The 2,534-nt window shown below is 71.4% G+C and carries 3 protein-coding genes; 2 read left to right on the top strand and 1 reads right to left on the bottom strand.

The features are described from left to right. Positions 1-310 precede the first annotated feature (310 nt). Positions 311-736: a CBS domain-containing protein gene (locus G5C65_RS35320; protein WP_165303144.1), complete on the top strand. Its 426-nt coding sequence runs from the start codon at positions 311-313 to the stop codon at positions 734-736. A gap of 81 nt (positions 737-817) precedes the next feature. Here G5C65_RS35320 and G5C65_RS35315 read toward each other — a convergent pair whose 3' ends face one another. Next, complete coding sequence (locus G5C65_RS35315) at positions 818-1,393, bottom strand: TetR/AcrR family transcriptional regulator (RefSeq protein WP_165303143.1); 576 nt, start codon at positions 1,391-1,393, stop codon at positions 818-820. 74 nt (positions 1,394-1,467) lie between these two features. Here G5C65_RS35315 and G5C65_RS35310 point away from each other — a divergent pair. Continuing rightward, positions 1,468-2,534, top strand: a 1,067-nt coding sequence (locus G5C65_RS35310; protein ID WP_241266291.1) for an ABC transporter ATP-binding protein, incomplete at its 3' end; no start/stop codon positions are given.

Genomic DNA, 2,534 nt, shown 5'->3' with positions numbered 1-2,534 from the left:
GCTCGGTCAGCTCTACCACTGCCTGCACAACCGGCAGCTCTTCGACGAGCATCACGCATTCACCTCCTTCTCAGCAGCTCCAGCCGCCGCAGCTTGACTTCTTAGGCACGTGAGATGTCTCTCAGTGCACCTCTGCCCCGTGCATGAGGCAACCGGGAGGGCTCAGCCCTCGGGCGCGGCGGTGCCGGGTGTCGCTGCGGGACATCTTCCGCCTGGGACGCCCCGACCTGCGTTCGGCGCTCACTCCGGAGACGATGGCAGGAGACAGCCAATCCCCTCGCAGCCACCCCAACGGGAGAAGGGACGTGTCATGACTACCGCCGCCGACATCATGAGCTCCGGCCCGCACTGGATACCCGCCACGGAGTCCCTGGACCGGGCCGCCCAGCTCATGCGGGAACTCGACGTGGGGGCGCTGCCCGTCAGCGATCCCACGGACCCCCATGAGCGCATGTGCGGGATCATCACCGACCGCGACATCACGATCCACTGCGTCGCCGCGGGCCACGACCCCTCACACGTCACCGCCGGCGATCTGTGCCGGGGAACACCGCGCTGGATCAGCACCGACGCGGACATCGACGACGTGCTCCAGGAGATGGAGTCCCACCAGATCCGCCGGCTCCCCGTCGTCGACGAGAACAAGCGCCTGGTCGGCATGATCAGCGAGGCCGATGTGGCCCAGCAGCTGTCCGACGACCAGATCGCCCAGTTCGTGGAGCGGGTCTACGCCTGAGCGCGCGGCCGCGGCCGCGTCCGCGGATCGCGGACTGCGGTGCGCGGACTGCGGACTGCGGCGCGCGGACGCGGACGCGGATCAGGGTGCGATGGCCTTGCGCAGGGTGTGCAGGCACTGGGTGAGGGCGGTGTGCTTGGGAGTGTCGTAGTGGCGGGTCTGCTCCCAGGCCGAGTAGAGGAGGGCCCACAGCACGCTCCGGACCCACTCCGCGTCCATCCCGGCGTCGATGCCGCCCTCCGCGTGGCCGCGCCGGACGGCGTGCAGGAACGCCAGGTCCGCCGGGGTGTCCTCCTCCCAGTCGGCCGCGTCCATCAGCATCGGCGAGTCGAACATCAGGGTGAGGCTGTCGCCGAGTTCGAAGTACTCCTGGCAGAGCCGTTCCAGCGCCTTGGCGGCCGGGCCGTCGTCGAGCCGGGCCCGCTCGGTCGCCGTCGCGACCTTGTCCAGGACGTCCGTGCTGACGGCCGCCAGCAGGCTGGACCGGTCCGGGAAGTAGCGGTGGACGGTGGTGCGCCCCACCCCGGCGGCCGCCGCGACGTCGCCCAGTGAGGCGGTCGGCTCGGTGGCCAGGAGGGCGGCGGCGGCGTCGAGGATGGCGCGCCGCGTCCGCGCGCGGGATCCGCTCTCGACCGCCGTGGTCCGGTCTTCACGCATATCCATACGGTAGCGCGCGGTCCGAGGTGAAACTCGTTTGACCGTAGTGGAACGCCGATGTTCCACTGTGCTGCATGGCTGTTCCGGAAGTCACTCATCAGGATGCCGTGTTGCCGCGGCTGCGGATCCTCTGGTCGTTCGCCCGCCCGCACCGGGGCACGCTGGCGCTGGCACTGCTCCTGGGCCTGGTGGCTGCGGCGATGGGGCTGGCCACGCCGATGGTCACCAAGTGGGTGCTCGACGCGCTGGGCGAGTCGTCGTCCCTGAAAGGGCCGGTGTCGGCCCTGCTGGTCCTGCTGGTGGTGGGCAGCGCCGTCTCGTACTGGCAGTGGACGCTGCTGGGCGAGTTGGGCGAGCGGGTGGTGCTGCGGGCCCGCGAGTCGATGGTGCGGCGCTTCCTGCGGGCCGCCGTGCCCGCCGTCGCCCACCGTCCGCCCGGCGAGCTGGTCACCCGCGTCACCTCGGACACGGTGCTGCTGCACGAGGCGGCCACGGGCGCCCTGGTCGGCCTGATCAATTCGACGGTCATGCTGCTGGGAACGCTCGTCCTCATGGGCATGCTCGACGTGGTGCTGCTGGGCGCCACCCTGGCGGTCGTGGTGGTGGTCGGTGTGCTGTTCGCCGTGCTGATGCCCGGGATCGCCACTGCGCAGCAGCGCTCCCAGGAGTACCTCGGCCGGCTGGGCGGCACCCTGGAGGGCACGCTGCGCGCGATCCGGACGGTGAAGGTCAGCCGTGCCGAGGACCGCCTGGCCGAGCGGATCGTGACCGACGCGCGCACCTCCGCCGAGCACGGCGTGCGCGCGGTCCGCCGCGAGGCGCTGGCCTGGACGATCGCGCTGTCCGGAATCCAGCTGGCGATCATCCTGGTCCTGGGTCTGGGGGCCTGGCGGGTCGGCGAGGGGCTCCTGGGGGTCTCCGGCCTCATCGCGTTCCTGCTGTACGCGTTCGGCCTGATGGAGCCGATCAGCGAGCTCAGCCAGAACGTCACCGCGCTCCAGTCCGGGATCGCCGCGGCGGAGCGTATCCGGGAGACGGACAGCATCCCGACGGAGCCCACCGCGGCACCTCACCCGAGCGTCCGGCCGAGCGTCCACCCGAGCGCCCGGCCGGAGGCCCGTGCCCGCCCGGTCCCGTGCCC

Source organism: Streptomyces boncukensis (genome assembly GCF_011045075.1).
In the GTDB taxonomy this organism is placed as follows: Bacteria; Actinomycetota; Actinomycetes; order Streptomycetales; family Streptomycetaceae; genus Streptomyces; species Streptomyces boncukensis.
Note: the sequence above shows the minus strand (reverse complement) of the source record. Positions and strands in the feature narration are given on the sequence as shown.